The sequence below is a fragment of the Bartonella sp. AU55XJBT genome (assembly GCF_028618525.1).
Genome location: NZ_JAQITC010000001.1, coordinates 59,845 through 86,137 on the forward strand (window position 1 = coordinate 59,845; position 26,293 = coordinate 86,137).

Consider the following 26,293-nt stretch of genomic DNA (forward strand, 5'->3'; position numbering starts at 1 on the left):
CAGGTTTGTAAGAAGACAAAGTTTTATCGTTCTATGCACGCCATTTTATTTATAGGTTCTTATTCTCTCGATAATTTCTCTTATGGTTATAACCAATGATCTTTTTTTGACTCTTAAGTAAGATGAATTCGAGTAAGAAAATATGACTATAGTCAAAAAGAAGCCCTTTCGAGAGAAGAAAGTAGCTTTTACAGGGCACTCTTTTTTAAAAAGCATATCGAGTGAATCATGATTTCAAAAGAAAGATCATTAGAATACACCGAAAAATGCTAAGGAAAAAATATTCAAGAGGTTCATATGAGCTTATGTTTTAAGTTTTTATAGCGCGAATAAAATGGCCTTTTGTTGCAATCATCATGTTTATGAAGTTGATTCTATGTTTTCTTCGCAAAATTCTTGCGGTGTAAAACGATACGTTTTCGAGCAAAATTCACATGTCACTGAAATATGTTCATTTTTAACCATTTTATTGCGTTCATCAATCGGAAAGCCTTCTAAGATTCCTTTGATTTTTTCACGCGAACAAGAACATTGATCGACAAGGGAAAAAGGATTAAAAACTCTCACACCTTGTTCATGAAAAAGACGGAATAAGAGCTGTTTACTCCCGACTTGGGGATCTGTTAATTCTGAACTTTCAATCGTTGCTATGAGTATTTTAGCTTCTTGCCATTGGTTATCTAATTGGGTTTGAGTTTTTGTTTCTTCTCGCTTTTGATGAAGGTCATCTATTTGATGATGGGACGATGCTTGAGGCAAAAATTGAGTCAAAACCCCTCCAGCTCGCCAGCTTTTCTTCGGTTTTCCTTGTTGATCACGATTGATTAATATAGCAACAGCCAAACGGATATCAGTAGGAATTTGCTCTGATTGACCAAAATAAGTACGAGCAGCTTCTTGTAAATTTGATCCATCTAATGCAACTATCCCTTGATAGGGTTGCATGTGAGAACCTTGATCAATCGTGAAAGCTAAAGTGCCCTTTCCTAAAAGCGTTTCTGAAGAAATTTGATTATTATCTATGGCTTGTTTAAGCTGTTCTTTATCAAAACGAGCGTATCCTCGTAAACTGGAAGGAGGAGAAAAATCGCACACCAGCATATTAACTGGTCCATCCGAATGGGTTTGTAAAATAAATTTTCCCGTAAACTTGAGAGAAGTTCCAAGTAGAACAGTTAAAAGTAAAGCTTCTGCCAGAAGATAAGAAACCGGTTCAGGATATTGATGTCTGTTAAGAATAGAATTTAAAGTTTCCCCAATTTTTACAGCACGCCCACGGATATCAAGCTCTTCAACTTGAAAAGGAATCACACAATCATCTTCATGCAAGGAGATGTTGTAGAGAGAGGCTTCATCTTTAGCTTGTTCACGCATGATTTTACCTTTTATTATAATTTATTGTAGAGAGGCTATTGTGGAGAGAAAAACGCATCTTGTAAACACCAAGAAAGAATTGCTTTTTGAGCAGGAAGACAATGTATAAAAAAACATTAAGTTTTGCTCATTTCATGAGAGCTTCCTGCACTTGATAAGACTGAAAATAGAATGACTGCGCGCACAAAATTCTTGCCTCATGGAGACTCTATCGGTTATAATACAAATCGGTATCTTGAGCCGTTTTTTTTTGCGAATTATGGATAAGATGTGTCCCCATTCATGTGCCCGATGTATAAATTGTTCTTGCGATTTACTGCCCTTTGAAATGGCCATACGCAAATGAAAATAAAAAAGAGCCACAGCTTTAATCAATGAATGGAGCACTTTATTCCCATCCGTGCAAATATTTTGTCAATCATTGGCTCTCGATGTTCCTCATAGGTTTATATATCTGCTAGAATTTTGTAAGGATGTGTATCATCTATAAGGGCATTAATAACAGGGATTGGTGCATATTGTGCCAATTCAAACATATGTTTATGTTTTGTTATTCGCAATATTACGATATCCACAAAACGCGATAAAATGCATACTGTATCGGCTATGATTTTACTATGACCACACTGCATCTCTGACCCTATGAGCCTAGATTGTATCTCCGCCAAAGCTGGTGCACACTGATATCGAATGAAATATTGGTTCGTGTGGATGATTTTTCAAAAATCATCACGCGTGTTTCCCCATAAAAGATTTTGAACCTTTCACTGCTTTTTAAAAGATGCTTTAAGGATTTTTGCATAATCGAGCAATGTACGTGTTATTGCTGGCATTAAAATGGATAAATCCGTGAAATGACAAAGAGCTTTTATTAGGTGTGCACTATTTGTTTTTCTTTATTTACTTGTGAAAGATACGCTATTGCTTTTTCAATACGATGCAAACTTTCATCTATTTCTTCTTCCCTAATGATAAGAGGAGGCAATAAGCGCACAACGTTGTTGTTGGCTGCAACACTTAAGAGATATTCATTTTCCAAAGCATTAACGACAAGATTTGCAGGAACAACACACTGAATACCCACCATAAGGCCCATCCCCTGAACTGCGCAGATAATATCAGGATAGATATTGAGAATATGCAAAAGTCCACTTTTCAGCCTATCCCCCATGTTTTGCACATGGTTAAGAAAATTTGGCTCTAATAGAACATCAAGAACACTATTTCCTACAGCCATTCCAAGAAGATTTCCTCCAAAGGTTGAACCATGGGTTCCAGGTGTCATACTTTTTGCAACTTTATCCGTTGCAAGGCAAGCGCCTAAGGGAAATCCCCCTCCTAATCCTTTTGCGAGGGTAAGAATATCAGGCGTGACATCACTCCATTCATAAGCAAAAAGCTTTCCTGTTCGTCCCATGCCCGTTTGGACTTCATCAAAAATCAATAACAGACCATTATCATCGCATATTTTACGCAAAAATCTTAAATATTCATGAGAAACCGTTCGTATTCCTCCTTCTCCTTGTATAGGTTCAATGAGGATAGCGGCAGTATTTTTATGAATAGCGTTACGCAAAGCAATTTCATCACAAAAAGGGATTTGAATAAATCCACCCGCTTTAGGTCCAAAGCCTTCAAGATATTTTTCATGTCCAGTTGCAGCAAGTGCTGCAAGTGTCCGTCCATGAAATGCCCCTTCAAAAGTAATTATTTCAGTGCGCGCTGGATGACCCGAAGCATAATAATAATGACGTGCCGTTTTGAAGGCGCATTCCAATGCTTCAGTGCCTGAATTGCAGAAAAAAACCTTATCCGCAAAACTATTTGCACAAAGCCGCGTGGCAAGAGCTGTTTGTTCAGGAGACTGAAAAAGATTGGAAACATGCCAAAGTTTTTCAGCTTGTCTTTTGAGCGTATTAACCAATTTAGGGTGGGCATACCCTAATGCATTAACAGCAATGCCAGATGTGAAATCAAGATAATGTTCTCCTTTATCGGAAATAAGCCATACCCCACGCCCCTGTTCAAAATGCAAGTTTCGTCGTGCAAAACATTCATAAAGTGGTTGTATAGAGATGGCATCCATCATAATTCCCTTTATATTTTAACATTTTCAATATATATATACAAAGCAACACTACAAATAGAACAACATGACGTATCTCATTCCGGTGCTTTAAACATTTCACTCGATTAATGATTACACCTATGGAATAGATCATTACACCAATTGAAAAAAAGTCAATGAAGGTTCTACAGATAAGCATTTTGGGGAAAAGCCTTAAACGAAAGTGGATGTTTAACCTATGATTGATTTGCAAGTTGGGGAAAACATTCTAAATAAACTCTTTGAGAGGCAAAGACTCTTGTCATAGAGTGAGTGCATATTGTAATTTGCACTATAGTTAAGCAAAATGATGTGTTTTGATTTGTAAGTTCCACAGGTTGGATGATTTTCTTATGCTCACTTAGAGTGTAAAATTCTTTCATTCAGCGCATTGAAGACATTATTGAAACATTTGAAGATGCAAAGGGGAAGCATCTCAGTGACGTAATCGGAATGGAGTGCTGATATGGGTTGGACATGTGAACGCGTTGAGCTTCTTAAAAAGCTTTGGAGTGAAGGATTAAGTGCAAGTCAAATTGCTGCTCAATTAGGTGGGGTCAGTAGAAATGCAGTCATCGGCAAAGTACATCGATTGAAGTTGCCAGGACGTGGCAAGACAGCACAAGGAAATGTACGTGCGCAAAAAACTCCCGCAAGTAGTCCATCATCTCCACGGACGCGTCGCAACACATCCACAGTATCGCCAATAAACACATCATCTGGCAACGTTGAAGAAACAACTTTAAAGACAGAGTTTGTAGCAGAAGATGTTAAAGAAGTTGATATGTCCACGAAATCTAATGTTGTGGTACCTATATCACGTCAACTTAATTTGCTACAATTGAGTGAAAATACATGTAGATGGCCGGTTGGCGATCCATTATCAGCTGATTTTCATTTTTGTGGTGCTGATTCTGATGAAAATAGTCCCTATTGTGCCTTTCATGCTAAGTTAGCATTCCAACCAATATCTGAAAGACGACGAATAAGGGTATAATATCCGCCGATATAATTTCATATTCTGTACCTTCTGTGCCTCATAATTAAATCTCGATGATAAAATTATTATGAGAAAGAGATTTGATGAGGTTTTTAATGAATAAAAACCTTTCTTTATGAAAATATTCAACGAAGTTGTATCTTTTAGCGCTATTGCACAACGCCCTGTCTTATAAAAATAATTTATCGTTTGGCAACCTGAGTGAAATCTATGAATATTTCTCTTACTTTAAGCCTTCTTATATTGAATCGATCAAAATCTTTTGGTTTGCCCATCATAAGTAAGAGGAGAGTTGTGTGGAGTAAAAACACTTAAAGAAAGGCTGCCGCCTAATAAATCCTCTCAAATTCTAAAGGCTTAAAGAAATGTTGCAACACTGAGGATTAGACAAAGTGTGTAATGATACCTGCTTGCCCCTTTACTAAGATAAAGATGATCGTATACAGTGAACTTTATAAACTTCATCGAGATAACTATTTCACGCGCCCTGCCATGAAATAAGCTTGAAAGTCTTAAGAGATATTTTTTAAAATTAAGTGCATGAATATGGAAATTCCATGGCGTTCTGTTTTGCGTGAGGGGTGTATCCCCTAAAAAGACACACGATAAACAAGAGCATTAAGCAATGCGTAGAGCGTAAAATAACATCTTCATAAGAAAAGGAAAATAAGGAAATATTGTATTCAAAACTCTTACGCAATAAACCAAAATAATAAAATTATAATTATAAATCAATGTGTTATCATGATTCTTCTATGATCTATAATATATGAGACCTTTTGAAGTCAATATTGAACCTGAAACGACTACAATAGCATCACATTCCTTTTCCCGACACAAAACGGCGCAACCAAACATAAAGCGCACCCTCACCACCATGCTGACGCGCGGCTTGTTCAAACGCATGAACATAATATCGAAAAGCTGGTGTTGATAACCAATACGGAACAAATCTATACAAAGCTCCATCACTCCCAACAGATCGGCCTTTTCCCGTAATCACAAGGACGTAACGCAATCCACTTTGTTGAGAGGATTGTAAAAAATTTTTTAAGAAAAAATAAGCTTCTTCCTGCATATAACCGTGAAGATCAAGACGCGCCTCAAGAGGATAACGACCTTGGGAAATTTTACGATGTGCAACACGATCAAAGAAATGCATCTTATGTGCTTGTGTAACGACTCTCTTTTCTCTTTTAATAATTGTTGAGCGTTGTTGATCTTCCTGAACCCCTAAAGAGATTTGAGTTATGCAATGTTTTTTATCAGTAATATTTGCAATATCTTCTGAAATAGAAGAGAGCCTCTTATCATGAATCGGTGTTGTCGTACGACAAACCCTCTCCCATAAAAGGCGATCTTGTGAAGTTAATAAATCTCTTTTTTGTCTCCATTTACTTGAGGACATTTTAATTTCTCATAAATTATTGAGTAATTATGGAAGAAAAAATACTTTAATTTTCATCTTCTGTAGCAAAAAGCTTCCAGTTTGGATCCGGCGATAGGCTATTGCGAACAAAAGTCCAAATATCTCTAATTTCTACAATAGCATCGGGATCACCGTCTATACGCTCACCCTGTTCATTATAAGTAACAGAAATCATCTCACTGATAATACGTATCGTTAAAAGTTCATTCTTTTCTTTTATGGCCGCCGCAACAAACTCAATTTTATTAATTCCAACAAAAGTAAATTCTATTCTTTCTTTGTTTATTTCTCTCTGCTCAATAGCAGTACAAAAGCTCTCAAAAACATCCTGACAAAGCAAGCTTTTAAGTTGACCGCGATCACCTTTAGCAAAAGCTGTTACAATCATTTCATAAGCAATTTGTGCACCTTTTATAAAAGATTGAGGAGAAAAATGAGGATCAATTCTACGCAGTGCACGCAAATTTTCATTCAAAATACTCCCCTCTGGTGCAATCTCATCAATTTCACTAAAATCACCTTTTTGTAAATTTTTTTGATGAGGGAACGAAACAATATTATCCGTCGTTTCTGCCTCAGTTTGTTTTTTAGAGCGACGCGAATAAGGATCAAAAGGAGGCTTTTCAAACCCAATTCGCTTCCCTAATACACTACGGAGTTGCACAAAAATAACAACCATAATAACAAGAGCGATGACAAGTATAACGTCAAATTCCATGGGCGCTGTCAATCTCCAAGTTTTAAGTCTGTAATAAACATTGCAGTCAATATCATTTATCAATAAATATGTAAAATAGGGAATCCTCCCATTCAAATATTTTTATAGATTTTATTAAGGAGTGCTCTTAAGAATTTCTTCCCACCTCATCCAGAAGGAAATTTTCATGTGATAAAACTTTATTCTATAAATCCTCGTTTTTTTTTCGTTATTCTTCTCTGCATTCTTTTAATTGAGATCGCTGGTTTTATCTTTGTTGGTCAAGAAATTGGCATTTTGGCAACTTTGAGTTTGGTTATTCTCACAACCATAGTTGGGGTTGTTTTATTGCGAATTCAAGGGATTAGCCTTTTAAAAAACATACAAAGTGAACTTATCCAAGGACGCACATTAGAAAACAATATTATTAATGATGCTTTCATCATGTTTAGTGCGATTTTGCTTATTCTCCCAGGTTTTGTAAGTGATCTCTTGGGAATATTGCTTCTTATTAAACCAATTCGCTCTGTTGCTTGGCATTTCTTTTCATCATTAAAAAACACAATGAATCCCAATACAAAAAGAAAAAATAATTCTGAAAAAATAATTGATCTTAACGCTGAAGATTACAAAATTCATGATACGACAGAATCTCCCTGGCGCAAAAATGATGATAATCAGTGAAAGTCTTAAAAAATCTGTAACGAACGAAAAAAAATAATCAAGATAAAGAGCGCATTCCTTGCAACCTTTTGCAAGGCGTGATAACCAATTCGATCTTTAGATCTAAAATAAATATACATATTATAAAATGAGAGAGGTTCGTCGTATGGCCGAAGGTGAAATGAACAACAGTGGTGGAGAGCCGGTTTTTGCTGTATTAACGCAATATTTAAAAGATTTATCATTCGAGAACCCAGGCGCTCCTCATTCTTTGCGTGCGCGTGAAAAATCACCACAAATTGATATAAATATTAATGTCAATGCTAATCCAATTGGTGATGATAATTATGATGTTGTCTTGTCTCTTTCCGTCAAAGCCAATGATAATACTGAAACCTTATTTCATGTAGAACTGATTTACGGAGGTGTTTTCCACCTTAAAAACATTCCACAAGAACATGTTATGCCTCTAGTCTTTATTGAATGTCCCCGTCTTTTATTTCCATTTGCTCGCCAAATTATATCTGATGCTACTCAAAATGGTGGTTTTCCACCTTTGTGGATTGATCCTATTGATTTTGCAGCCCTCTTCCAAAAGCGTCTCGCTGAAGAACAAAAAGACAATCAAATACAACCTTCTTAAAAATTTGTTCTTTTGCTATCATAAAGCCCTTTAATATATTACTGGTATATTAAAGGGCTTTTTTTCCTTTAGACGACTTTTGCCGCATGATAAGCTGCAAGCATTGCGATATTGACAACATCTGTATCGCTTCCACTAAACGGTACAATTTGAACAGATTTTTCCAATCCAATTAAAATAGGACCGATGATGGTTGCTTCTCCAAGTTCTTGTAACATTTTGCTTGCAATAGAAGATGCATGATAGCCAGGCATAACCAAAATATTAGCGGGCTCTGTTAATCCCATAAATGGATATTGCTGCATCAATTTAGAATTAAGCGCTACATCAGCACTCATTTCTCCATCAAACTCAAAATCAACTTTGCGTTCATGCAAAATATTAATCGCGTCCTGAATTTGTTGTGTAACCTTCCCTTTCATATAACCAAACGTGGAAAACGCTAAAAACGCAACCCTTGGCTGATACCCAAATCCACGTACAAACGAAGCGGTTTGTTCCGCTATATCCGCTAATTCTTTAGCATTAGGATTTTCATAAACCGCAGTATCTGCAATAAACACAGTTCGTCCACGGCAAATAGCCATTGAAATACCAATTAATTGTTCTTTTGGTTTGTCATCAATTGCCCGACGTATATCAACCAGCGCTGTTTCATAATTGCGTGTCACCCCTGTAACCATTGCATCCGCATCTCCTAGTGCCACCATACACGCAGCAAAATAATTTCGATCATTATTGATACGGCGATGACAATCGCGCAACAGCCAGCCTTGACGCTGCATCTTTTTATAAAGATAATTCGCATAAGCATCTGTACGACAGGAAAGCTTAGCATTCATCACTGAAATGCCTTCACGCTCCAGATCAATTCCAGCGATAATAGCTGTTTCTTTCACTTGCTCTTCACGACCAACCAAAATTGCTTGTCCTAATTTTTGATGAACATAGGAAACAGCAGCCCGCATGACTTGTTCTTCTTCACCTTCTGCAAAGACAATTTGTTTTGGTGCTTGACGAACATGGTTATATACTCCACGCATCACTGAAGAAGTAGGATTACGTCTCGCATTCAAATCACGCTCATAGGCCTCTAAATCATCTATATTCTTTTGCGCAACACCGCTTTCCATTGCTGCTTTTGCTACCGCACTTGAAACAACCGTGAATAAACGCGGATCAAAAGGAACAGGGATGATATAATTAGGACCAAATTTTAATCGCTTTCCGCGATAGGCTTCTGCAACGCTGTCAGGAACTTCCTCATGTGCTAAATCGGCAAGGGCCCTCGCCGCAGCAATTTTCATGTCTTCATTAATAACCGTTGCACGTACATCAAGTGCACCACGAAATATATAAGGGAAACAGAGAACATTATTAATCTGATTTGGATAATCGGAACGCCCTGTTGCGACAATGGCATCCTGACGCACTTGCAAAACCTCTTCCGGCGTAATTTCTGGATCGGGATTGGCCATGGCAAAAATAATTGGCTTTGGCGCCATAGATTTTACCATTTCAGCGGTCAGTGCACCTTTAGCAGAAACCCCGAAAAATATATCTGCCCCTTCCATTGCTTCCATAAGTGTACGTTTATCCGTTCGAACAGCATGCGCCGATTTCCACTGATTCATTCCCTCTTTGCGCCCTTCATAGACCACACCCTTTGTATCACATAATATGATATTTTCAGAACGAAAGCCCATCGCTTTAATCAGCTCAATACAAGCAATCCCAGCAGAACCAGCACCATTACAGACTAACCGCGTATTTTGCATATCGCGTCCTGTTAAAGCCAAAGCATTGAGAACACCAGCAGCCACAATGATTGCTGTACCATGTTGATCATCGTGAAAAACAGGAATATTCATCACTTCACGCAGGCGACTTTCAATCATAAAGCACTCAGGCGCTTTAATGTCTTCAAGATTAATTCCACCAAAAGAGGGTTCTAAATGACGCACCAAATTGATAAAACTTTCCGTATCTTTGATATCAATTTCTAAATCAATGGAATCAATATCCGCAAAACGCTTAAACAGCACTGCTTTGCCTTCCATGACCGGCTTAGAGGCAAGGGCACCTAAATTTCCTAATCCTAAGATAGCTGTACCATTTGAAATAACAGCAACAAGATTGCCTTTTGCTGTATAATCATAAGCGAGCGCTGGATTTTGAGCAATTGCCTTAACTGGAACTGCAACACCTGGTGAATAAGCAAGGGCTAAATCATGCTGTGTTGCCATAGACTTTGTTGGAACAATCTCAAGCTTTCCTGGTCGACCACGACTATGAAAATCAAGAGCTTCTCGTTCGCTCGCACTGTAAACCGTTTGAGACATTTTCTGATCCTGCTCGCTCTTTTTCATCTCACTTTATTTTCTCCAAAAACAGTGTAAATTTTGCTTGATAATGCGTATAATCATTCGATTTGATTCATATGTTAGAAATCGCTATTCTTTAGCCTTAGCAAATCTGATGATGTGTTTCAATTTAGAGATAAATAAATATCGAAGTAAACAAAAAAGAGTAAAAGCTTCACTGAAAGGGAACAGGCCACATAAAAATGGATAAAAAAAACGACCATAAAAATAATTTAATTCCACAGCCTGCTTCCCTCTCTGCTTCCTCTCAAGAACGTCTTACACCTATGATGGAGCAATATATAGAAATCAAAGCCGTCCATCATGATTCCCTTCTTTTTTACCGAATGGGGGATTTTTATGAATTATTTTTTAATGATGCAATTGAAGCTGCTCAGGCTTTAGGGATCACACTCACAGCACGCGGGAAACATTTAGGGCAAGATATTCCTATGTGTGGTGTTCCAGTTCATGCTGCAGACGATTATTTGCAAAAACTAATTGCTTGTGGTTATCGCGTTGCTGTTTGTGAACAAACAGAAGATCCTGCTGAGGCAAAAAAACGCGGCTCAAAATCTGTTGTTCGGCGTGATGTTGTTCGCCTTGTAACGCCTGGAACGATAACAGAAGAAAAACTCCTTGATCCAACACGCGCAAATTATTTGATGTCACTTTCTCGTATAAAAACCGTTGATGGAGAAGAATTTGCCCTTTCTTGGATTGATATCTCAACAGGCATATTTCGTGTAACAGAAAGCCGCCAAGAAAAACTTTTAGCCGATATTATGCGTGTAGATCCACAAGAAATCATTGTTGCTGATTCCTTTTTTCATGATCAATCGCACAAATCACTTTTTAATGTTCTTGATCGTATCGTTTCACCTCAACCGGCTTGTCTTTTTGATACCCTCACTGCTGAACGCGATATTTGCACTTATTTTAAACTTTCAACGCTTGAAGGTGTTGCCGATTATTCACGCTGTGAACTCTCTGCAATCGTGGCTGCTATTCGTTATATCGAAAAAACACAAATCACGCATCGTCCTCCCCTCATGCAACCTGAGCGCCAAAATGAAAGCGCTACCCTCTTTATTGATGCTGCAACCAGACTAAGCCTTGAGCTTATTCGAACAACATCAGGTCAACGGGATGGAAGCTTATTAAAAGCTATTGATCGCACTGTAACAGGAGGAGGATCTCGCCTTCTCATTGATCGCCTTATTGCTCCTCTTACTACCCCTTCAGCTATTGATACGCGTTTGGATTCTATCGATTTTTTTCTCCGTAATACTTCTCTTGCAGAAGCGATAAAGCTCACTTTAAAAGGGGGACCAGATATGCCCCGCGCTGTTTCACGTTTGGCTCTTGGAAGAGGAGGTCCCCGTGATATGGCAACGATTCAACGCGGCTTTGAAATCATTCGTGAAATTCATCAGCTTCTTAATAATGAGCTCCTGCCTCAAGAAATAAGTGATATACAAAAGGTGTTTTCAAATCTACCCGTTGCTTTACATTGCCATTTAGACCAAGCATTGGCTGATAATCTCCCATTGCTTAAACGCGATGGTGGTTTTATTCGTTCCAATTATCATCAAGAGCTCGATGAAATGCGTGCCTTACGGGATGAATCGCGCCGTGTCATTGCTGAACTTCAAGCACAATATGCCCAAGAAACAGATATTAAGACGCTTAAAATAAAGCATAATAATATTTTAGGCTATTTCATTGAAGTCACCAGTATACAAGCATCTGCCCTTACAAATAATCCACAAGCGAAAGCACGTTTTATTCATCGACAAACAATGGCAAATGCTATGCGTTTTACGACAACAGAACTTGCTGATCTTGAAAGCCGTATTGCCCATGCTGCAAACCACGCCTTGACACTTGAACTGGAAATCTTTGATACGCTTGTTCAGGAAATTATTGAACACGTTGATTTTATTCGTAAAGCTGCTGAAGCCCTTGCTATTTTAGATGTTTCTGTCGCTTTAGCACATCTTGCTGAAGAACAAGGATATTGCCGCCCTAAAATTGATCATTCACTAACCTTTCATATCACCGCAGGACGCCATCCAGTTGTTGAACAAGCACTCCGAAAGCAAGCAGCCGAACCCTTTGTTGCCAACCATTGTGATCTCTCTGTGCAAGAAAATCAGCAATATGCAGCAATCTGGCTTTTGACAGGACCTAATATGGGAGGAAAATCAACTTTTTTGCGGCAAAATGCGCTCATTGCGATTATGGCACAAATGGGATCCTTTGTTCCAGCGGCTTCAGCACATATCGGCGTCGTTGATCGACTATTTAGTCGTGTTGGTGCTTCCGATGATCTTGCACGGGGGCGCTCAACCTTTATGATGGAAATGGTTGAAACAGCAACGATTCTCAATCATGCTAGCCACCATTCCCTTGTCATTCTTGATGAAATAGGACGTGGAACATCAACCTTTGATGGACTTTCGATTGCTTGGGCTGCCGTTGAATATCTTCATGAAGTTAACCATTGTCGTGCTATTCTCGCTACCCATTTTCATGAAATGACAGCCCTGACCGAAAAACTTGACAGACTGCATAATGTAACCATGAAAGTTAAAAATTGGGATGGTGATGTGGTTTTTCTCCATGAAGTCACACCAGGAGCCGCTGACCGATCCTATGGTGTACAAGTTGCAAAGCTTGCTGGGCTTCCTCCAGCTGTTATTACGCGAGCTACAGATGTCCTCCATCAATTAGAACAAGGTGAAATGGCTGGAAAAGGACATAAACTCATTGATGATTTACCGCTCTTTTCTCTTAAGGCAACCTCTCCCCTCAGCGAAGAGAAAAACAAACATGATGTACTTCACGAAGCTTTAAAAAATATTCATCCCGATGAGCTCTCCCCTAAACAAGCTTTAGAAGCAATTTATCACCTCAAACAACTGGAAAAAAATAATCCTTTATAGGCCAATAAAACACAGTATTTTTTCTTGATGGTTCTCACGCATATTAAATTTTGCGCACTGTTATCATCGCTTTCATGCAAAATTTCTTAAAAAGCATGAGACGGATATAAAGAAAGCATGTGTATAGACATTTCCTCAAACCAATTGTTTATTTTCTTGTAAAAAATGCCTAACGTCTAACAATCATAGCTCTGTATTTTTACTTCTCTCGCAAAACCTTGCACCCTAGTTTAAAATATTTTTCCAGAGTAAGGTGCAATAATCAGCTTGGAATATTAAAAAATACTTACTCAATCTCTTATCACACCGTTCATTTTCCAAAACCGGACCTTTTACGTAATCATATGCTACGAACTGCACCCTTCGCAGCAGATGTTGTCATTGCAGCATAGGCTTTGAGAGCCTTTGAAACTTTGCGCTGACGCTTCTCAACCGGTTGCCAAGCATCTTTTCCTTTTGCTTCCATGTTAGCACGACGCTGCTTTATCTCAACGTCATCAACCAACATATGAATACTCCGGTTTGGAATGTCAATTTCTATGATATCCCCTTCTTCCACCAACGCAATTTCTCCTCCTTCAGCCGCTTCTGGTGAAACATGTCCTATCGAGAGCCCTGAGCTCCCCCCTGAAAAACGTCCATCCGTAACAAGTGCACAAACCTTACCCAATCCTTTAGACTTAAGATAACTCGTTGGATAAAGCATTTCTTGCATTCCAGGCCCCCCACGTGGTCCTTCATAACGGATTAAAACAATTTCACCTGATTTAATTTTATCATTTAAGATTGCTGAAACAGCTGAATCTTGGCTTTCAAAAATTCTTGCCGGACCTTTAAAGGTCAAAATTGATTGATCCACACCTGCTGTTTTTACAATACAGCCATCTTTAGCAAGATTTCCATAAAGAACTGCCAATCCTCCATCTTGTGAATAGGCATGTTCCCTATCGCGAATCACACCTTTTTCACGATCACGATCAAGAGTCTCATAGCGACAAGATTGGCTAAAAGCTATCTGTGTCGGAATACCCCCTGGAGCAGCACGATAAAATGTACAAACTGTTGGTTCATTGGTTTGTTTCACATCCCAACGATCAAGAGCTTCTTTCATGGTTTTTGCGTGAACCGTATAAGTTGATGTATCAATGAGTCCTGCCGCATCCAATTCGCCTAAAAGCCCCATAATACCACCCGCGCGATGCACATCTTCCATATGAACATTCGCAACAGCAGGAGCAACCTTGCATAAAACTGGAACACGTCGTGAAAGGTGATCAATATCCGTCATGGTAAAATCCACCTCACCTTCCTGCGCCGCTGCTAAAAGATGCAGTACCGTATTGGTTGACCCACCCATGGCAATATCAACGGTCATGGCATTTTCAAAAGCCCTGCGTGAGGCAATAGAGCGTGGCAAAACTGTTTCATCATCTTTTTCATAATAACGCTTGGCCAATGCAACAATCTGCCTTCCAGCTTCTTCAAAAAGCATCCGTCGATCTGCATGCGTTGCGAGCACTGATCCATTTCCAGGAAGTGAAAGCCCCAAGGCTTCCGTTAAGCAATTCATGGAGTTGGCCGTAAACATTCCTGAACAAGAACCACATGTAGGGCAAGCAGCACGTTCCATTTCAGAAACTTCTTCTTCTGAATTTTGTTCTGAAGCGGCGGCGACCATGGCATCAACCAAATCAACCCTTAAATCTTGATCTTTCCATTTAATCTTACCGGCTTCCATAGGCCCCCCTGAAACAAAGATTGTTGGAATATTCAACCGTAAAGCAGCCATTAACATTCCAGGTGTAATTTTGTCACAATTAGAAATACAGACAAGAGCATCCGCACAATGGGCGTTGACCATATACTCTACAGAATCAGCAATAATTTCACGTGAGGGCAAAGAGTAAAGCATTCCATCATGCCCCATGGCAATTCCATCATCGACAGCAATGGTGTTAAACTCTTTTGCTACACCACCGACAATGGCTATCTGTTGTGCAACCAATTGTCCAAGATCTTTTAAGTGGACGTGCCCTGGTACAAATTGTGTAAAAGAATTCGCAATCGCAATAATGGGTTTACCAAAATCCGCATCTTTCATCCCTGTTGCACGCCAAAGACCGCGAGCTCCCGCCATATTACGCCCGTGTGTCGATATTCTTGAACGATAAGAAGGCATTATTTTTCCCCTCAAATAATTTCATTTTGCTTGTTGTGCTGTAACTTCACTATAAAAACAAGAGCTTTAATATTCAAAAGAGAAAAATACCTTGTACTGAGGCATTTGAAGCACAAAATTAAAAGCCCTGCATAAACTTCCTCATAAAGACACAAAGCTTTTATTTTTCTATGACTTGTTAATCAACATCTAATCCCAGCGTAACTGCATGTTTGAAACAAGTATCAAAACGGTTCAGCGCAGCACAAACTCTTCCAGACTTTTATATGCTAGATTTAGTGCGTATATTGCATCTATCTGTTTGCGTAATTTCTGGAACAAGACGACAACCAATTGGTAAAGACTATACAAAGAGAAATACAGCCCTCTGCCCTTTAATTGAAAAAAAACAAATAGAATTTATTAAAGAGCTTAAGTTTTTTCTCGTAAAGCTCAACCTAATGTAGAGTGACAATTTGGAGTTCGTGCTCATTGGCTCCAGCAAGAGCAATAGAGCGCTCATCGGATAAAATGATCGGATAACCTGTTTCACCAAAGAGCGCCCATATGGTAATGCCTGGGGTCATAGGTGGAAGATCTGGAAAGTTTTTAGCCAAATCATCTGTACAAACCTTTTTTAAATAAGCAATCTGTCCCGCATCAGAGTAGGACGTGTTCTGAAACGATAAGCTTTGTTTATGTTCTCCCATTTCACTGTTCCTTTACGCCTTAACTTTTATCACTCATCACGACTGACTTTAATTGGAATCTGTTTTATTTCTTTTTTTAATTTTGGTTGATACAGATTAATTGATAAAAGACCATTTTTCAACTCGGCATTTGTGACATTCATCCCTTCCGCAAGCACAAAGGTCCGCTGGAATTGTCGTGCGGCTATACCGCGATATAAATATTGATGATTTTGATTGTCTGTTTGTTTACCATGAATAACCAATTGATTATCATCGAGCAAAATATTAAGATGATTAATCTTAAATCCAGCAACAGCTAAAGTTATCCGGATATGATTTGCATCGTCGTTTTTATGTAAACGTTCAATATTATAGGCTGGGTAAGCCTCATCAGCTTTACCGATACGTTGTAATATTTTTTCTACGGTTTCAAATCCTAAAAGAAAAGGATTGGAGAAAGGTGTCACATGTGTCATTCATGAGTATCCTCTTTAAAGCGGCTTTACTTGACCAAACCCTATACAAAGTGTTCGCTGCATTCTTCTCATATGGCGAGCGTGAATGATAACTTCAAGAGAGAAGATTAAGAGAGTTCCATGGCTCAAAGTAACATAAAATTATCAAAAGTGCGAAATTTATCTGGTGTATTATACAATGAAGATGAAATTGCAGAAATATTTCGCCGTTTTTCTGTGCAACGCCCGACACCTAAGAGTGATCTTAACTATATAAACACTTTTACACTATTGATTGCCGTTGTTCTTTCAGCTCAAGCGACAGATGTAAGCGTTAATAAAGCGACAAAAGAACTCTTTCGCCTTGCTGATCAACCGGAAAAAATGGTTGCATTAGGAGAAGGAGAAATAGCACATCATATCCGTTCAATTGGTCTTTGGCGTGCAAAAGCACGTAATGTTTATGCACTTTGCAACTGTTTAATGGAGCAATATGGTGGCCAAGTCCCTGATACGCGTGAAGCACTTATGGCTCTTCCAGGCGTGGGGCGCAAAACAGCTAATGTCGTTTTGAATGTTGCTTTTGGTCAGCCTACCTTGGCGGTCGATACACATATTTTTCGCTTAAGCAATCGTCTTGGTTTGGCACCTGGCAAAACACCAGAAATCGTTGAAAAAAAATTATTAAAAATTATACCGATTCATTATCTTCGTTATGCGCATCACTGGCTGATTTTGCATGGGCGTTACATCTGCAAAGCACGTAAAGCACAATGTAGGCAATGCATTATTGCCGATTTATGTAAAGCTGCAAGTAAAACAAATGCTATTCCAGCACCTTTGGTTGAAATTCAAGGCAATGGAGCACCGATTTTTTTGTAATATGCTCTTGCTATTTTGTGTATACTAGCTTATGAAAACGTCCTTAGAGAACCGCCCGGCAGGGCATGCCGTGGCTGTTTTAATGCTTATTCAAGTGTTGGTCCACTTGAATGGATGGAATATTCGATTGAATTCATTAATGTATGGAGTAGCAAAATGCCCAAGATGAAGACCAAATCATCCGCTAAAAAGCGGTTTAAAATCACTGCGTCAGGCAAAATTAAAGTAGCAGCCGCCGGTAAGCGCCACGGCATGATTAAGCGTTCGAATAAATTTATTCGCGATGCACGTGGAACAATGGTTTTGTGTGAACAAGATGCTAAAAAAGTTATTCAGCATTATTTGCCGAATGGTCATTAAACCTTGCGCTTTTGATTTTGAGGAGATTATAACATGGCACGTGTGAAAAGAGGTGTGACAGCACACGCTAAGCACAAAAAAGTTCTTAAACAAGCTGAAGGCTTTTACGGTCGACGTAAAAATACCATTCGTGCTGCTAAAGCAGCCGTTGATCGTTCAAAACAATATGCTTATCGTGATCGCAAAAATAGAAAGCGTACTTTCCGTGCTTTGTGGATTCAGAGAATTAATGCGGCTGTTCGTGCAGAAGGTTTAACTTATGGACGCTTTATTGATGGCTTATCAAAAGCCGGTATTGAAGTTGATCGTAAAGTTCTTTCAGATATAGCAATCTATGAGGCGGAAGCATTTTCTGCTTTAGTCGCTTCGGCAAAAAAAGCTTTAGAATATTTAAAAGACACAACACCTAACGCTTTTGAAAGCGCTGTCAAGTAAGCCAGTGGTGTTCTCTTAAAGCATTTATTTATTCGAGGTCCCGTGCTGGCTATTGCGAGTGCGGGTTTTTTTTATTAAAAAAATAGGCAAAAATATGAACGATATTGAGCGTCTGGAACAAGAAATTTGTTTAGCTTTAGAAGCTGCAGGTGATGAACAGGCACTTGAAACAGTGCGTATTGCAGCATTGGGTAAAAAGGGCAGCATCTCTGAAAAACTAAAAGCATTAGGAAAAATGGAGGCAAGCGAGCGCCAAAAAGTTGGACCCGTTCTTAATGGGTTAAAAAATCGTATTTTAGAATTATGGGCGCAAAAGCGTGATCTTCTAAAAAGACAAGCAATGGATGCTCGTCTTTCTCGTGAAACGGTTGATATTACATTGCCTGTTCGCTCTTCGCCTATGGAACGGGGGCGTATTCATCCTATTTCGCAAGTGATTGAAGAAATTATCGCCATTTATACGAAATTGGATTTTTCTCTTGCTGAAGGGCCAGATATTGAAACAGATTATTATAATTTTACGGCATTGAATTTTCCTGAAGGGCATCCAGCACGTGAAATGCATGATACCTTCTTTTTTGATGTTGATAAAATGGGAGAACGCAAATTATTGCGGACCCATACCTCGCCTGTACAAATTCGCACACTGGAAAAACAAAAAGCACCGATACGGATCATTATTCCTGGGAAAACTTACCGCATGGATTCGGATGCAACACATTCACCCATGTTTCATCAGGTCGAAGGCCTTGTCATTGATAAAACCTCGACCATTGCTCATATGATGTGGCTGCATGAAACCTTTTGTAAAGAATTTTTTGAAGTTGCTTCAGTAAAAATGCGTTTTCGTCCCTCTTTTTTCCCCTTTACCGAACCATCTATGGAAGTGGATATTCAATGTGATCGTTCTGGTTCAGAAGTAAAGTTTGGCGAAGGACAGGATTGGTTGGAAATTTTAGGATGCGGAATGGTGCATCCTCATGTGTTGAAAAATGTTGGTTTGGATCCCGATGAATATCAAGGCTTTGCATGGGGAATGGGCATTGATCGTATTGCCATGTTGAAATACGGTATGCCTGATTTACGGGCTTTTTTTGATGCTGACCTGCGTTGGTTAGACCATTATGGCTTTCGTTGCTTTGATATGCCTGCTTTTTTTCCTAATAGAAATGTGTGATCTTATCATCGCTTTCATGTGAGGTTTTAAAATGAAATTTACTTTGTCGTGGTTAAAAGATCACTTAGAGACAGATGCATCTTTGGATGAAATTTGTGAGAAACTAACAGCTATCGGTCTTGAGGTTGATCACGTTGATGATCGCTCTTCTTTAAAAGAATTTGTTATTGCGAAAGTTTTAACGGCAGTAAAACATCCTGATGCAGATAAACTCCAAATTCTTTCAGTCGATACGGGAACTGGTACGCCTGTTCAAGTTGTCTGTGGCGCGCCAAATGCACGTGCTGGACTTGTTGGTGTCCTTGCACAACCAGGCACTTATGTTCCAGGACTTGATGTGACATTATCTGTAGGAAAAATCCGCGGCGTTGAGAGTTTTGGGATGATGTGTTCACAAGCAGAGCTTGAATTATCAAATGAGCATGATGGGATTATCGAACTTCCAGAAGATGCACCTATTGGGGGAGTATTTGCAGCTTATGCTGGTCTCGATGATCCAATCATTGATATTGGTTTGACTCCCAATCGCTCTGATTGCACAGGTGTTCGTGGTATTGCACGTGATCTTGCTGCCGCTGGAATCGGGCAATTAAAAGAATTGTCTTTACCAAAATTTGAAGTTTCCTTTGACACACCTCTCGACGTTTCATTCGATTTTTCGCAAAATTCATCGTTATGTTTAGGCTTTGCTTGGCGTGAAGTGCGTAATGTTCAAAATGGCCCATCACCACAGTGGATGCAACAGCGTTTAAGTGCAATTGGTTTAAGACCGATTAATGCGCTGGTTGATATGACTAATTACATTAGTTTTGACCTTGGTCGTCCGCTTCATGTTTTTGATGCTGATAAGATTAAAGGGAATTTGTATGTACGTTGTGCGCGTGAAGGAGAGAAACTTCAAGCACTTAATGGAAAAATCTATTATTTGAGCGTTCAGGATTGTGTCATTGCAGATGAAGAAGGTGTTGTTTCGATTGCCGGTATCATGGGTGGAGAAAGAACGCGTTGTGATGAAACAACACGGCGCGTTATTATTGAATCGGCGCTTTGGAATGCGCAAAGCATCGCACAAACAGGGCGAGCATTAGCTCTTATCAGTGATGCACGTTATCGGTTTGAACGGGGTGTTGACCCGGCTTTTATGGAAACAGGGCTTGAGATTGCAACAGAATTGGTCTTACGTCTTTGTGGCGGTGAAGTATCCAAGGCAAAAATTGTTGGCTATCAGCAACAAAAAACCAAACAGATCGCTTTTCCTTTTTCTGAGATTAAACGTTTGACACATTTGGAAATAGAGCCTGCAAAAGTCATCTCTATTTTAACGAAACTTGGATTTTGTGTTGAAGGAAAAGGAGATGTCGTTACAGTAAAAGTGCCATCTTGGCGCCCTGATATTATGGGTAAAGCCGATTTGGTGGAAGAAGTCATGAGGATTTATGGGTTAGATAAAATTAAACCTATTCCTTTGGAAACTTTCGCAGAAGGAAAAGATCAAGTTTTAACATGCGTGCAAATTCGTTCACGCGCTACCCGTTTGGCTTTGGCACATCGCGGTATGAAAGAAGCGATAACGTGGTCTTTTATCTCTGAAAATCAGGCTCTTGCTTTTGGGGGAGGTCAAGCAGAGCTTAAATTGGTTAATCCTATTGCCGCTGATATGTCAGTGATGCGTCCTTCTCTTTTACCTGGTTTGCTTATGGCAACGCAGAGAAATGCTGATCGTGGTTTTTCTGATCTTGCTTTGTTTGAAGTTTCCAGCATTTATGAAGGTGATACCCCTGATAAACAACGACGTGTTGTAAGTGGAATTCGTCGTGGCACAGAGAAATTTGAAGGTGCTGGGCGTTTTTGGAATGGAAATGCAACAGCCGTTGATGTTTTTGACGCCAAAGCAGATGCTTTAGCCGCTTTAGAAGCATGCGATATAGATGTTGGGAAAGTACAGATTGAAGTTGGAGCCCCTGATTGGTATCATCCAGGTCGTTCAGGTGTCATAAAACTTGGTTCAAAAATTATTCTTGGTTTTTTTGGTGTGCTTCATCCAGCGACCTTAGAAAAATTAGATATCAGTGGTCCTTTATGCGGCTTTGAAATTTTTCTAGATCAAATTCCAGAACCAAAGAAAAAAACAACGAAAAGCCGTCCTCCTTTGAAATTATCGCCGTTTCAAATGGTGCGGCGTGATTTTGCATTTATTGTTGACAAAAAAGTTGCTTCTTCTCTTATTGTCCGTGCTGCTCAAGGAGCTGATAAAAAACTTATTCATTCCGTCCAAGTTTTTGATCTTTTTGAAGAGCAAAGCCTTGGTGCAGATAAAAAATCTGTTGCCATTGAGATTGTTATTCAACCGATTGAACGTACTTTGACAGATAAAGACCTAGAAGAAATTGCTGCAAAAGTAATAGAAAATGTCACTAAAATGACAGGCGCTTATCTTCGTCATTGAGTATTTTTAAAAGACTTTTATAAAGATAGGAGCACTTTTGAGTGCTCCTTTATTTTTTAAGGGTTTAAGATCTATCGAATTCTTTTTAAAGAGAACTTTATTACAATACATTGATTTATAATGATAATTTTTATAAAGTCTGTAATATTATAGGACTTATCATTTCAACCCCTCTTTGAATGAATCAAAATCTTTTATTCTCAATACCTTAAAGTGGAGTGGTTGTTTAGAAACCATAAAAAAGAAATAAAAATGCTTCTTACACAGGCTCTCAAATACCAAAGCCTGTTACAATATGAGGAATTAATCGTGCAACAATGGGATTTAAAAAATAAAATAATGATACCGCATTTTGTAAAATCAATGATGAAGCTCAGCCCCTTTGGGGTCTGTATCTTTCAGCTCAAGCCCATGAAATAAATATAAGGTGTTTTGTTAAAAAAAGTCGCATGAATAACATAATAAGTCTCTGTTTTGAGCGTTCTGTTTTTTTATGAGAGATGTGTCATCATTGAAATGAGCTGTTGATTCAGCAGTAACAGAAAAGTCAGAGGTTTTATGAGATAAAAAGTGCCATAAAACACAAGCTTACCAGCAACGAATGAGAAGGATATCTCAGCTTTTTATTGAATGCTTCGCAAAACAACAAAGCAATTTTTCTTTAAAACCATTCGCTTTCTTCAAGATGAATTTTCAAGACGATAAAAAATTATTTTTAAAGGACTTGAAAAGTTAATTTTTGTAAAAATCCTTCATTGCAAATGTAAAAGATAACTGTTATTGCTAAATGATAATGCAAATCATTCGCAATAAAATAAAGAGAAATTTAATGAATATAAAAAAAATTTTTACTCTAATTTTGGGAAGTTTTATTTTTCTTACTCCCAATTTAGCGGTATGTGCTGGTAAATTTAAAGCTGTTACGACATTCACCATTATTGCCGATATGGCGCGAAATGTAGCGGGTGATGCAGCTAATGTTGAATCAATCACGAAACCAGGTGCTGAAATTCATGAATATCAACCCACCCCTCGTGATCTCATGCGTGCGCAAGGTGCAAATCTTATCCTATGGAATGGGTTAGAGTTAGAACTTTGGTTTGAAAAGTTTTTTCAAAATATCAAGGATGTTCCAAGTGTCGTTGTTTCAAAAGGCGTTGTACCCATTACAATTGGTGAGGGTCCCTTTAGTGGTAAGCCGAATCCTCATGCATGGATGTCACCGACCTCTGCTTTGATTTATGTTGATAATATTCGCGATGCCTTTGTAAAATATGATCCTGAACATGCTGCTATTTATAAAGAAAATGCTGAAATTTATAAGCAGAAGATTCGCGCCACCATTGATCCAATTAGAGCTGAATTGGCAGGAGTTCCTCAAGATAAACGTTGGCTTGTAACGAGTGAAGGTGCATTTAGCTATTTAGCACGTGATTTTGATCTAAAAGAACTTTATTTATGGCCTATTAATGCGGATCAGCAAGGAACACCGCAGCAAGTTAAGCATGTTATTGATATGGTTCGAAAATACAATATTCATGCCGTTTTTTCTGAGAGCACGATTTCTCCAGCACCTGCAAAACAAGTGGCAAGAGAAACAGGAGCTAAATACGGTGGTGTTCTCTATGTTGATTCTCTGAGTGAGAAAAATGGTGAGGTCCCCACTTATATTGACTTATTACGTGTCACAAGTGGACGTATTAGCAAAGCCTTATTAGAGGGAGTAAAAAGCCAATGACGGAATGTGGAATATTTGCCCAAGGAGTAACGGTAACTTATCGTAATGGGCATACAGCTTTACGCGAAGTAAACTTTGAAAGTCCAAAGGGTTCTATTACAGCATTGGTTGGCGTTAATGGATCCGGTAAATCAACATTATTTAAAGCAATTATGGGGTTTGTACGCCCATCAAAGGGAAAAATTCGCATGTTTGATTTGCCCGTTGATGTAGCTTTGAAAAAAAACCTTATTGCTTATGTTCCTCAAAGTGAAGATGTGGATTGGAATTTTCCTGTTCTGGTTGAAGATGTTGTCTTGATGGGGCGCTATGGTCATATGAATTTCTTTCGCTATGCCAGCGCACGAGATTATGAAGCTGTTCGCGTTGCCTTGGAACGCGTAGATATGTTGCCTTTTGCTAAGCGCCAGATTGGAGAACTTTCTGGTGGACAGAAAAAGCGTGTTTTTTTAGCGCGTGCTTTGGCACAGAAAGCAAAAGCTATTTTATTAGATGAACCGTTTACAGGTGTTGATGTTACCACGGAAGATAAAATCATTGCTTTGTTACAAGATCTCCGTAAAGAAGGAGCCGTAATCTTGGTCTCTACGCATAATTTAGGCTCTGTTCCGGAATTTTGTGACCATACGGTTTTAATAAAAGGAACTGTTTTAGCTTCTGGGTTAACAGAAAAAATCTTCACAAAGGAAAATCTGGAGAAAACTTTTGGAGGATCTTTGCACCACCATATTTTCGATCTTCAAGATACTAAAAAAAATAATGTTTTCATGGGAAGAAAACAATCCGCAGTTTGTGAAAATATTGAAAAAGTGGAACACGTTGCATGATTTCTTTTTTGCTTGAGCCACTGAGCTATCAATATATGGTAAATGCAATGTGGGTTTCTGGATTAGTGGGGTGTGTTTGTGCCTTCCTTTCGGCTTTTTTGATGTTAAAAGGTTGGTCATTAATTGGTGATGCGCTATCTCATTCGATTGTTCCTGGTGTCGCAGGGGCTTACCTTTTAGGGTTACCTTTTTCACTTGGCGCTTTTTTTTCTGGTGGTCTTGCTGCAGCAGCTATGCTGTTTTTTAATCAGCGGACAAAGCTGAAAGAAGATACCATTATTGGTCTCATTTTTTCTTCCTTTTTTGCTTTTGGATTATTTCTCAAATCATTAAAACCAATGGCTGTTAATATTGATACGATTGTTTTAGGAAATATTTTAGCCGTAAGTTCATCAGATATTATACAATTGGCTTTTATTGGTGTTTTCTCTTTGTCCATATTGCTTTTGAAATGGAAAGATCTCCTTGTTTCTTTATTTGATGAAACACACGCACGTGCCATTGGATTGAACGTAAAGTTTTTAAAGATTCTCTTTTTTACACTGCTTGCTGCTTGTACTGTTGCTGCTATGCAAACGGTTGGAGCATTTTTGGTTATTTGTTTGGTTGTGACGCCTGGAGCAACAGCTTATCTTTTGAGTGATCGTTTTGTAAATATCTTGGTTATTGCAGTTATAATTGGGACATTTACAAGCGTATTAGGTGTTTATGTGAGCTATTTTTTGAATGCACAAACGGGTGGTGTTGTCGTGCTTTTTCAAGCATTCTTATTTATATTAGCTTTTATTTTTGCTCCTAAACACGGATATATTGCTGCGCGTTTACGGATAAATGCGGCAAAAAAAGGTGTGATGTTATCATGATTGATCAATTACTACTTCCTTTTCAATTTTCTTTTATGTTGAAAGGCATGCTTATTGTTATGATCCTTTCTATTCCAATGGCGATGCTTTCTTGTTTTCTTATTTTGAAAGGATGGGCCTTGTTAGGCGATGCCATTTCCCATGCCGTTTTTCCAGGTGTTGTTGTTGGTTATATGACAACACCGTGGGTGATAGCGTTTTTAGCTTCTTTGCCATTTGCTTGGTTCCAGCATATGCGTCCAGAGAATATTACAATGACTTTGATTACTTGCGGTGCTTTTGTTGCGGGTATGATTTGTGCACTTACAACAGGTTTTTTGGGAAGCAATAGTCGTATCAAACAGGATACAGTGATGGGTGTTGTTTTTTCATCGATGTTTGGTTTAGGGCTTGTTTTGGCAACATCTATCTATAGTAGCCTAGATTTAAATCATATTCTATTTGGTAACCTGTTGGGCGTTAATTGGCTTGATATTACGCAAACAGCGATCATTTCTGCCATTGTTACTTTTATTTTAGGCGCAAAATGGCGCGATTTTATGCTGTATATTTTTGATTCGGTACAAGGTCGTGCAATGGGGTTGCGAATATCACTGCTCCACTATACCCTTCTTACAATGATTTCTCTTACAATTGTTGCGGCTTTGAAAGCTGTTGGAATTGTGCTTGTTATTTCTTTACTGATAGCACCAGGAGCAATTGCTTATCTTGTCACAAAACGGTTTTCTTTTATGCTAATGATCGCGATACTTGTTGCAGCTTTTTCTGGTTTTTTAGGGATTTACCTCAGCTTATTTATCGGATCTGATTCTGCTTCTACAATTGTGTTGATCTTAACGTTGATTTTCATTGCCATTTTCATGATGATTTTCTTTCGTCAAAACACAGTTCAAGAAACTTGACGGTGATAACATGCATATCAGCCATGCATTTTTATATATTGTTTCTCATGCTTATTTTAATTAGAGGTTGAGTCGCTAGGTTATTTTTCCTCCTAATGTCTAGCAAATGAATGCAGTACGTATTCTCCCCCCCC

Annotated in this window: 21 protein-coding genes and 1 pseudogene; 13 read left to right on the forward strand and 9 right to left on the reverse strand. The window is 38.7% G+C overall.

Translation table 11 applies throughout. The features are described from left to right. Positions 1-360 precede the first annotated feature (360 nt). The 3 genes and pseudogenes from PVV70_RS00210 to PVV70_RS00225 form a co-directional block, all read right to left on the reverse strand. Positions 361-1,374 (reverse strand): Hsp33 family molecular chaperone, encoded by a 1,014-nt coding sequence (locus tag PVV70_RS00210; RefSeq protein ID WP_273757415.1) that lies wholly within the window; start codon positions 1,372-1,374, stop codon positions 361-363. A gap of 35 nt (positions 1,375-1,409) precedes the next feature. After that, positions 1,410-2,207: pseudogene (locus tag PVV70_RS09770) on the reverse strand (ornithine carbamoyltransferase). Positions 2,208-2,245: 38 nt separating this feature from the next. Then, positions 2,246-3,460, reverse strand: coding sequence for an aspartate aminotransferase family protein (locus tag PVV70_RS00225; RefSeq protein WP_273757597.1), 1,215 nt, complete (start codon positions 3,458-3,460; stop codon positions 2,246-2,248). A 487-nt stretch (positions 3,461-3,947) separates the two neighbouring features. On the opposite strand from PVV70_RS00225, the gene PVV70_RS00230 reads away from it, so the two are divergent. Beyond that, the gene (locus PVV70_RS00230) at positions 3,948-4,478 is read left to right on the forward strand and encodes a GcrA family cell cycle regulator (RefSeq protein WP_273757418.1); all 531 of its coding nucleotides are present in this window, start codon (positions 3,948-3,950) and stop codon (positions 4,476-4,478) included. A gap of 820 nt (positions 4,479-5,298) precedes the next feature. Here the strand turns inward: PVV70_RS00230 and PVV70_RS00235 are convergent. Next, positions 5,299-5,889 (reverse strand): Smr/MutS family protein, encoded by a 591-nt coding sequence (locus PVV70_RS00235; RefSeq protein ID WP_273757419.1) that lies wholly within the window; start codon positions 5,887-5,889, stop codon positions 5,299-5,301. Positions 5,890-5,935: 46 nt separating this feature from the next. Then, positions 5,936-6,628: a Tim44/TimA family putative adaptor protein gene (locus PVV70_RS00240; protein ID WP_273757420.1), complete on the reverse strand. Its 693-nt coding sequence runs from the start codon at positions 6,626-6,628 to the stop codon at positions 5,936-5,938. Positions 6,629-6,796: 168 nt separating this feature from the next. Between PVV70_RS00240 and PVV70_RS00245 the strand changes: the two genes are divergently transcribed. Both PVV70_RS00245 and secB read left to right on the forward strand, forming a co-directional pair. Then, a complete protein-coding gene (locus PVV70_RS00245; RefSeq protein WP_273757421.1) occupies positions 6,797-7,291 on the forward strand; it encodes an FxsA family protein in 495 nt (164 codons plus the stop codon). A 145-nt stretch (positions 7,292-7,436) separates the two neighbouring features. Beyond that, positions 7,437-7,913, forward strand: a complete 477-nt coding sequence (gene secB, locus PVV70_RS00250; protein WP_100129769.1) for a protein-export chaperone SecB — start codon at positions 7,437-7,439, stop codon at positions 7,911-7,913. A 68-nt stretch (positions 7,914-7,981) separates the two neighbouring features. Here the strand turns inward: secB and PVV70_RS00255 are convergent, their stop codons facing one another. After that, on the reverse strand, positions 7,982-10,282 hold the full coding sequence (locus PVV70_RS00255) for an NADP-dependent malic enzyme (protein WP_273757422.1): 2,301 nt from the start codon (positions 10,280-10,282) through the stop codon (positions 7,982-7,984). 197 nt (positions 10,283-10,479) lie between these two features. Here PVV70_RS00255 and mutS point away from each other — a divergent pair, with 197 nt between their 5' ends. Next, on the forward strand, positions 10,480-13,224 hold the full coding sequence (gene mutS / locus PVV70_RS00260) for a DNA mismatch repair protein MutS (protein WP_273757423.1): 2,745 nt from the start codon (positions 10,480-10,482) through the stop codon (positions 13,222-13,224). Positions 13,225-13,564: 340 nt separating this feature from the next. On the opposite strand, the gene ilvD is transcribed toward mutS, so the two are convergent. The 3 genes from ilvD to PVV70_RS00275 form a co-directional block, all read right to left on the reverse strand. Continuing rightward, a complete protein-coding gene (gene ilvD / locus PVV70_RS00265) occupies positions 13,565-15,403 on the reverse strand; it encodes a dihydroxy-acid dehydratase (protein ID WP_273757424.1) in 1,839 nt (612 codons plus the stop codon). 437 nt (positions 15,404-15,840) lie between these two features. Continuing rightward, positions 15,841-16,092, reverse strand: a complete 252-nt coding sequence (locus PVV70_RS00270) for a DUF1150 domain-containing protein (protein WP_005774433.1) — start codon at positions 16,090-16,092, stop codon at positions 15,841-15,843. Positions 16,093-16,121: 29 nt separating this feature from the next. After that, positions 16,122-16,550, reverse strand: coding sequence for an Hsp20 family protein (locus PVV70_RS00275; RefSeq protein WP_273757425.1), 429 nt, complete (start codon positions 16,548-16,550; stop codon positions 16,122-16,124). A 120-nt stretch (positions 16,551-16,670) separates the two neighbouring features. Between PVV70_RS00275 and nth the strand changes: the two genes are divergently transcribed. From nth to PVV70_RS00320, 9 genes are all read left to right on the forward strand, one after another. Continuing rightward, a complete protein-coding gene (nth, locus tag PVV70_RS00280; RefSeq protein WP_273757426.1) occupies positions 16,671-17,411 on the forward strand; it encodes an endonuclease III in 741 nt (246 codons plus the stop codon). A gap of 156 nt (positions 17,412-17,567) precedes the next feature. Beyond that, positions 17,568-17,771, forward strand: coding sequence for a 50S ribosomal protein L35 (gene rpmI, locus PVV70_RS00285; RefSeq protein WP_005774429.1), 204 nt, complete (start codon positions 17,568-17,570; stop codon positions 17,769-17,771). A gap of 33 nt (positions 17,772-17,804) precedes the next feature. After that, positions 17,805-18,206: a 50S ribosomal protein L20 gene (gene rplT, locus PVV70_RS00290; protein ID WP_005774428.1), complete on the forward strand. Its 402-nt coding sequence runs from the start codon at positions 17,805-17,807 to the stop codon at positions 18,204-18,206. A gap of 94 nt (positions 18,207-18,300) precedes the next feature. Next, on the forward strand, positions 18,301-19,383 hold the full coding sequence (gene pheS / locus PVV70_RS00295; protein WP_273757427.1) for a phenylalanine--tRNA ligase subunit alpha: 1,083 nt from the start codon (positions 18,301-18,303) through the stop codon (positions 19,381-19,383). 31 nt (positions 19,384-19,414) lie between these two features. Next, positions 19,415-21,829, forward strand: coding sequence for a phenylalanine--tRNA ligase subunit beta (pheT, locus tag PVV70_RS00300; RefSeq protein WP_273757428.1), 2,415 nt, complete (start codon positions 19,415-19,417; stop codon positions 21,827-21,829). Positions 21,830-22,658: 829 nt separating this feature from the next. Next, positions 22,659-23,567, forward strand: a complete 909-nt coding sequence (locus PVV70_RS00305; protein ID WP_273757429.1) for a metal ABC transporter substrate-binding protein — start codon at positions 22,659-22,661, stop codon at positions 23,565-23,567. Then, positions 23,564-24,394: a manganese/iron ABC transporter ATP-binding protein gene (locus PVV70_RS00310; RefSeq protein WP_273757430.1), complete on the forward strand. Its 831-nt coding sequence runs from the start codon at positions 23,564-23,566 to the stop codon at positions 24,392-24,394. Before PVV70_RS00305 ends, PVV70_RS00310 begins: the two co-directional genes overlap by 4 nt. Next, positions 24,391-25,257 (forward strand): metal ABC transporter permease, encoded by an 867-nt coding sequence (locus tag PVV70_RS00315; RefSeq protein WP_273757431.1) that lies wholly within the window; start codon positions 24,391-24,393, stop codon positions 25,255-25,257. The genes PVV70_RS00310 and PVV70_RS00315 overlap by 4 nt, the downstream gene beginning before the upstream one ends. Next, positions 25,254-26,159, forward strand: a complete 906-nt coding sequence (locus PVV70_RS00320) for a metal ABC transporter permease (protein ID WP_273757433.1) — start codon at positions 25,254-25,256, stop codon at positions 26,157-26,159. Before PVV70_RS00315 ends, PVV70_RS00320 begins: the two co-directional genes overlap by 4 nt. Positions 26,160-26,293: the final 134 nt, after the last annotated feature.